Consider the following 7,331-nt stretch of genomic DNA (forward strand, 5'->3'; position numbering starts at 1 on the left):
CCCGTGATGAAGTGCGCCCGGCGAAACGGCACGTTTTTCTCCCGCACGAGATAATCAGCCAGATCGGTTGCCGTGAGGTGCCCGCGGCGCGTCATCGCGAGCATATTTTGCTCGTTAAATTTAGCCGTTTTTAACATCTGTTTTAAAATTTCAAGGCTCGCAAGCGCAGTGGAAACGCTGTCAAAAACGCCCTCCTTGTCCTCTTGCATATCCTTGTTGTAAGCTAGCGGCAAGCCCTTCATCACCGTTAGCAGCGCGACGAGATTACCGTTTACGCGCCCAGTTTTGCCGCGGATGAGTTCGGCGACGTCGGGGTTTTTCTTCTGCGGCATGATCGAGCTACCTGTGCTGTAGGCATCGCTGATTGTCACAAAGCCGAACTCCTGCGAGCTCCACAAGATGAGCTCCTCGCACAGGCGCGACGCATGCGTCATCAGCACGCTCACGTTAAATAAAATCTCCAGCGCGAAGTCGCGGTCGCTGACGCTATCCATCGCGTTTGGCGTCACTCCCGCAAACCCTAGCTGCTGCGCGACCAGCTCGCGATTTATCGGATGCGGCGTGCCGGCAAGCGCGGCGGAGCCTAGTGGACAGAGGTTGTTTCGCTCGCGCGAGCTGGCAAAGCGCTCGTAGTCGCGGCGAAACATAAACGCGTAAGCGAGCAGATGATAGGCAAGGCTCACGGGCTGAGCATGCTGAAGGTGCGTGTAGCCGGGCATCAGCGTGTTCATGTGCTCGCTCGCGATATCTCGCAGCGCGGCGACTAGTTCGCGGATCTTTTCGGCAACCTGAGCGCCGCTTTTAAGCACGTAGAGGCGAAAATCAAGCGCGACCTGATCGTTTCTGCTGCGCGCCGTGTGCAGCCTACCGCCAAGATCGCTTCCGATGAGCTCGCTTAGGCGCTTTTCGACCGCCATGTGGATGTCCTCGTCGGCGGTTTTAAACTCAAATTTGCCGCTTTTTATCTCCTCAAACACGGCGTCAAGCCCAGTGATGATCTTTTCGCTCTCGTCAGCCTTTAAAATCCCGCAGGCGCCCAGCATCCGAGCGTGCGCCTTGCTGCCTGCGATATCCTCCTGCCAAAGCGCCCTATCAAAGCCGATCGAGGCGTTAAACTCCTCCAAAAGCGCCGAACTCGCCTCGCTAAAGCGCCCTTCCCACATTTTTTTCACGCTCGCTCCTTCGTTTAAATTTTCGGTGATTTTATAAAATTTTAAATCTCGCCGCACAAGATTTGCGGGCGAGAAAAAAGGCTAAAGCGCGGTAAATTCCTAAAAAACGCGTGTGTTGCTTCGCACACCAGCTTTGGACTTTTACGCGCTGTAAATTTAATACTCTAAAACCACTTTTGACCTATTCAATCCACTTTACTACGTCATCCATGCTGCAGCGGATCTTTTGCGGCTGTGGGTTTACGCGGTAGCCGAAAGGTACGAGTAGCGCCACGCGGCGATCGTTCCAATCAATGCCTAAAATTTTATTTAGCGCTGCGCGATCAAAGCCCTCCATCGGGCAGCTGTCGATGCCGCGGCTTGCGGCCTCGTTCATCATCGCAAGTGCTGCGAACATGCACTGCGCGTACGACCAATTAAATAGCTCCTCATCGTCGTTGTGAAAATAACCGCTTAAAAAATCTTGATAAAATTTATGCCTGTCGCCGATATATTTAGGCGCTTCATCTTTTTTACGCGTAATCATTCGCTCGATATAATCACTTCCTAGCTTTATGTCCTTGATCTTTGCTAAAATCACGACCAGATGTGAGCAAGAGGTGATCTGCGGCTGATTCCACGATTTTTCGCGGATCTGCTCGCGCAACGCCTTGTTTTGCACAACCAAAAAGTCCCATTGCTCTAGCCCCGTAGAACTAGGTGCTAAGATGCCCGCCTGCAAAATAGCGTCGAAATCGGCTTTGCCGATCTTTTTATTCTCGTCAAAAATTTTGCACGCGTGGCGAAATTTCATAATCTCTAAATGTGTCATAGTCTCTCCTTAATTAGAATTTTTGTAGATCAAATACCCGCCATCTTTGCGTCTGATGCTGAGGTTACCCTCGCGCGAGCGTACGCCGATGCGGTAGTAGCCGTCCTCTTTAGTGACATTAATATCGCTAAAGCCACCGATATTTACAGCAAAGCTCGCGCCGCTAAGCGGGATCTCTTGCCGCCAAAACTCCGCTTCAAGCGTGCCAGAAGCATTTGCGTCAGAGCTTTTGAAATCGTCTGCGGTGATGAGCTGCACGCTGTCTTTGCGGATGACGAATTTTAGTCCATCGTCAAATTTAAGCGTCTCTAGCGGTAGCTCCAGGCGCGGCGCGAAGCTAGGCGTGATGCCACTTTGCGAGGCCTGCTTTTGTAAATTTGGATCAGTCGAAGTAACCGAGACGTCCAGTGCCCTATGTAGCGCGGGTTTGGCGCTAGCGCTTAGCACGAAGTCATCGTGCCAATCAATTGAGCGATTGATATCAACGATCTTTTCATGCAGAGCCCCGTCGTCGTCCCTATATCGCACGATCAGGCTTTCGATCGTAAGGGCGTCGGAGGGAAGCGCAAAGGTTTGCTGCGTAAAATTTTTAGGCGCAGGAGTATTTTGCGACGCGGCGGCGGAGCTTTGCGCCGGATTGGAATTTTGCGGAGCAGATTGCGCGTCTTGTTGCATAGTGGAGTTTTGCGCTGTAGAATTCTGTGCCGCCTTAAAATTTTGCGCTACTGTAGAATTTGACTCGCTTAATTCCGGCGCAATCGGTAACTCATCAGGAGGCGGAAGCGTCGCAGCTGAAGGCTGCGCAGAAGAGTTCAGCTCCGTCTTTATGACCTGCAAAGGAGCGCCGATGCCCGCTTTGGGGCCAGGAGCTTTTTTTTCGGTCTGCGAGAGCTGTGCGCTCACGGCTTTTTTGGTGACGCTTGCTTTGACGCTAGAATTTGCTTCTGCGGCGCTTTTTTGCATTGCTGCGGTAGGACTTTTAGATGTTTCAGGTCTCATTACAGCTTGCTTTTTAGCGTTTAGGCTTTGCGCACCTGTTTTTGGCTCTTTAATCGCCAAATCGGTAGAATTTTGCTCTTTTACCACGACGATGCTAGGTTTCGTAGCGTTTGAATTTGCGCCATTTAAATTCTCTGCGTTTAAAAAAGCGCAGAGACCTAAAATTAGCAAAGAAATTTTTCTCATTTTTTAAGGTCCGGATCGAGCGAGCGACGCTCTAAATAAAGCTTTTGCAGCTCAGCGTTTTCCTCTTTTAGCCGCTCGACGTCGGTGAATAAAAACGCCTTTTCTTTTTGCAGCTGGCGCAGCACTTCAAACGATCGCTTGCCAAATAGCACATCACCCACGAAGATGCCCGCAAAAACGACGCAGACAATCAGCGCAAGAGCTGCAAAAATCTGCTTAAGCGGTGAAAACGGATTGATAAAATTCAGCCGTTCTTTTAAATTTTTACGCTTCTTTAAAGCTTTTTTAGCGGCAGGATCTGCGTTTTGCGGTGCAAAAGAAAATCCTTGCGTGGCAGAATTTATGTCTTGCGCCGCAAAGCTCGTGCCTTGAGAGCCGCGCTCTACGCTCTGAGCCGCAAAATCCGCGTCGTTTGGGAAGCGGTTTTCTTTCACGTATAATTCTGCACTCTTTAAATCGCTGCCTCCAATAAATTCCGCGCTGTAAAAGCCCGCGTCTGCTTGCGCGTTGCCTTCGTAGTTTCCGCTTGCAGCGGAGCTTTTGCTGCTTAAATTAGAGTTGCTGCTTGTGGCATCAGAGGCAGAGCCTGTTTCGTCTATACCGCGCGAAGCTCCGTTGCGATTTTTCCGGAAGCCAGCCCCTACCGCGCTAAAGCCTCCGCCAAAATTTTCATCGCTATAAAATTCATCATCGTCAAAAAAATCGTCCTCGTCAAAGTCTGCGTCTAAATATCTGCCTTGCGTGTCCGTATAATCCGCTCCGTCCGTATAGGGGCGCTGCGCGCCGCCTTTTAAGCCCCGCTTGGACTTTTTTTTAAAAAACATTTTAAATTCGGCTTCCTAAAAACTCGTCCGTCTCGCGCTCGATCTCAAGCAGGCGGTTGTATTTTGCGTTGCGTTCGCTTCTTGAGGTCGCGCCCGTTTTGATTTGGCCCGTATTCATCGCGACGGCGAAGTCCGCGATAAAGCTATCCTCGCTCTCGCCGCTTCTGTGGCTCATCACGCAGCGGTAGCCTTTGCGCTGCGCTAGACGGATTGTCTGCATAGTTTGGCTGACGGTACCGATTTGATTTGGTTTGATTAGGATCGCGTTAGCTACGCCTTTTTGGGTGCCTTCGCGTAAAATTTTCTCGTTCGTTACAAATAGATCGTCGCCCACGAGCTGCACTTTAGAGCCAAGCTTGCTCGTTAGCTTCGCCCAGCCCGCCCAGTCATCCTCGCTTAGGCCGTCCTCGATCGAAAATATCGGGTACCTCTCGCAAAGCTGCGCGTATCGCTCTATCAGCTCTTCGCTGCTAAATTCCTTGCCCTCTAGCTTATATTTGCCGTTTTCGTACAGCTCGCTAGCCGCGACGTCAAGGGCTAGCTTGATCTGCTCGTCTGCTTTGTAGCCCGCTTTTTCGATAGCTTGCATGATTAGTTTGATCGGCTCTTCGTTATCGTTTAAATTTGGCGCAAATCCGCCCTCGTCGCCCACCGCCGTGCTGTGGCCGGCTGCGTTTAGAAGGCCTTTTAGCGTGTGGTAAATCTCGCTCGCCGCTCTCAGAGCGTCGCTAAATTTATCAAAACCAAACGGCATAATCATAAATTCTTGAAAATCCACGCTGTTGTTCGCGTGCGCGCCGCCGTTGATGATATTAAACATCGGCACGGGTAGCACGCTGGCATTCGCGCCGCCTAGGTAGCGGTACAAAGGCACGTCAAGGCTCTTTGCCGCCGCGCGCGCTACCGCCATAGATACGCCAAGCACGGCGTTCGCGCCTAAATTTGAGTAGTTATCGGTGCCGTCAAGCTCTCTCATCTCATCGTCAAGCGCCTTTTGATCAAACGCATCCAGCCCGATCACAGCCTCCGCGATCTGAGAATTTACGTTTTCTACCGCCTTTAGCACGCCCTTGCCGCAGTATCTTTCGTCCTTATCGCGAAGCTCCAGCGCCTCGCGTTTGCCCGTGCTTGCGCCGCTTGGGACTATCGCGCTTGCTACGGTGCCGTCGCTTAGAGCCACGGTCGCCTTCACGGTCGGGTTGCCGCGGCTATCGAGTACTTCTATGGCATAAACATCTTCGATATAAATCATTATTCATCTCCACTTTGTAAATTTTCTTCATCGTCCGCGTCTGTGCTGAAATTTACGCTACCCATCTGCTCGCGGATCTTTGCCGTGATCTCTTCAGCGACGGCAGGGTTATTCTCTAGATAAATTTTAGCATTTTCGCGACCTTGACCCAGCTTCGTATCGCCGTAGCTGAACCATGCGCCGCTTTTATCGACGATATCGAGCTTGACGCCGTAATCGATCAACTCGCCCACCTTACTGATACCCTTGCCGAACATTATGTCAAATTCCGCGATCTTAAACGGCGGCGCCACTTTGTTTTTCACGACTTTGACCTTGGCGCGGTTGCCAATGCTCTCTTCGTTTTGTTTCAAAGTAGCGATCTTGCGTATATCGATGCGCACCGAAGCGTAAAATTTAAGCGCATTGCCGCCGGTCGTCGTCTCTGGTGTGCCGTAGCCCATCGCGCCGATCTTCATGCGTATTTGGTTGATAAAGATCACCGTCGTATTCATCTTGTGCACGACGCCGGCGAGCTTGCGCAGCGCTTGGCTCATAAGCCGCGCCTGAAGCCCTACGTGCTGATCGCCCATATCGCCCTCGATCTCGTTTTTCGGCGTGAGCGCAGCGACGCTATCAACGACTATAAGATCAATCGCGCCGCTCTTCGCTAGAGTTTCTACGATGTCAAGCGCCTGCTCGCCGAAGTCGGGCTGGCTGACGTAGAGGTTGTCGGTATCGACGCCTAAATTTGAAGCGTATTTGACGTCTAGCGCGTGCTCGGCGTCTACGAATGCGCAAATTCCGCCCGCTTTTTGGCACTCGGCGATGATGTGAAGAGTAAGCGTCGTCTTGCCCGAGCTCTCCGGCCCGTAAACCTCGATGATGCGCCCCTTCGGCACGCCGCCGATGCCAAGCGCGATGTCAAGCCCCACGGAGCCTGTAGAGATGGCGTCTATCGGCTCGACCTGCTTATCGCCCAGCCGCACCAGCGTGCCCTTGCCGAAAGCTTTGTCGATCGATTTTAGCGCCGCATCCAGCGTCTTTTTCTTTCCCTCGTCCATGTTTTTCCTTAAAAATAAATTCACTTGATTTTACCAAATTTGAAATGAATTTTTGATTATTCGCTCAAATTCGGCGCGGCATCGGAATTTGAAATTTTTAAGGAGCGCAGAAGCTCTGCGCGGCAAGCGGAGAGCATTAAATTTAGCCTTTTAAACGGGCCCTGTTTTTCACGTTTTTCTTTAGAAATTCCGCGTTTTTATGAGGGCTGTAGCAAAATTTCACTATAATTTCGCAACATTTTGGAATCAAGCTGCGCACCGCGCGCAAAATTTAAAGCGGAGCAAAAAGGATAAAATTTGAAGATTTTTAAGCATATAAACGTCGCTCACTCGCCCGACGCCGACGATATTTTTATGTATAAGGCGATTGATTTCGGTTGGGTTAGTTCAAAAAATCTAAAGCTTAGCGCCACGGCGCTTGATATCCAGAGCCTAAACGACGAGGCGCTAAAGGGCACTTACGAGGCCACGGCTATTAGCTTTGCGTTATATCCACTGATCTGCGACGAATACGCGCTTTTGCGCACGGCGGTGAGCTTCGGCGAGGGCTACGGCCCAAAGCTCGTTAAGAAAAAGGGCGCGGTTTTAAAGCGAAATTTCAAGGTCGCGCTCAGCGGCAAACACACGACAAATGCCCTACTTTTTCGCATGGCATACCCGCAGGCGCGTGTGATTTATAAAAACTTCCTGCAGATCGAAGGCGCGGTTTTAAGCGGCGAAGTAGACGCGGGCGTGCTGATACACGAGAGTATTTTGAACTTTTCGGACGAGCTTTGCGTAGAGCGCGAGATCTGGGATATCTGGAGCGAGCTAGCGGGCGAAAATCTGCCGCTGCCACTGGGAGGCATGGCGGTTCGCCGCAGCCTGCCGATAACGGACGCCATCGAGTGCGAGCGCGTGCTAACCGAAGGCGTGCGCATCGCCACCGCGCATAAGCCCTTTTTGTCGCAGATGCTGATGGAGAGAAACCTCATCCGCGTGGACGATGCAAAGCTCGAAAAATATCTGAGCCTTTATGCTAACGAAGCCTCGATCGAGCTTTCG

Annotated in this window: 7 protein-coding genes; 1 reads left to right on the forward strand and 6 read right to left on the reverse strand. The window is 51.4% G+C overall.

All coding sequences use genetic code 11. The annotated features are described in order from the left end of the window. From argH to recA, 6 genes are all read right to left on the reverse strand, one after another. Positions 1 to 1,163, reverse strand: a 1,163-nt coding sequence (gene argH, locus Q0614_RS00420; RefSeq protein WP_298785722.1) for an argininosuccinate lyase, incomplete at its 3' end; no start/stop codon positions are given. A gap of 190 nt (positions 1,164 to 1,353) precedes the next feature. Then, a complete protein-coding gene (locus Q0614_RS00425; protein WP_298785716.1) occupies positions 1,354 to 1,983 on the reverse strand; it encodes an NAD(P)H-dependent oxidoreductase in 630 nt (209 codons plus the stop codon). A gap of 9 nt (positions 1,984 to 1,992) precedes the next feature. Beyond that, complete coding sequence (locus Q0614_RS00430; RefSeq protein ID WP_298785718.1) at positions 1,993 to 3,168, reverse strand: hypothetical protein; 1,176 nt, start codon at positions 3,166 to 3,168, stop codon at positions 1,993 to 1,995. Next, positions 3,165 to 3,992, reverse strand: a complete 828-nt coding sequence (locus tag Q0614_RS00435) for a hypothetical protein (RefSeq protein WP_298785720.1) — start codon at positions 3,990 to 3,992, stop codon at positions 3,165 to 3,167. Before Q0614_RS00435 ends, Q0614_RS00430 begins: the two co-directional genes overlap by 4 nt. A gap of 1 nt (position 3,993) precedes the next feature. Beyond that, positions 3,994 to 5,244: a phosphopyruvate hydratase gene (gene eno, locus Q0614_RS00440; RefSeq protein WP_298785721.1), complete on the reverse strand. Its 1,251-nt coding sequence runs from the start codon at positions 5,242 to 5,244 to the stop codon at positions 3,994 to 3,996. Next, positions 5,244 to 6,287 carry a recombinase RecA gene (recA, locus tag Q0614_RS00445; protein WP_295150832.1) on the reverse strand — a complete coding sequence of 348 codons (1,044 nt, stop codon included), beginning with the start codon at positions 6,285 to 6,287 and terminating at the stop codon, positions 5,244 to 5,246. The genes eno and recA overlap by 1 nt, the downstream gene beginning before the upstream one ends. 303 nt (positions 6,288 to 6,590) lie before the next feature. Here recA and Q0614_RS00450 point away from each other — a divergent pair. Beyond that, a partial coding sequence (locus Q0614_RS00450; RefSeq protein ID WP_298785724.1) for an MqnA/MqnD/SBP family protein occupies positions 6,591 to 7,331 on the forward strand: 741 nt, incomplete at its 3' end.

Origin of the sequence: uncultured Campylobacter sp., assembly GCF_937997595.1 — a bacterium.
In the GTDB taxonomy this organism is placed as follows: domain Bacteria; phylum Campylobacterota; class Campylobacteria; order Campylobacterales; family Campylobacteraceae; genus Campylobacter_B.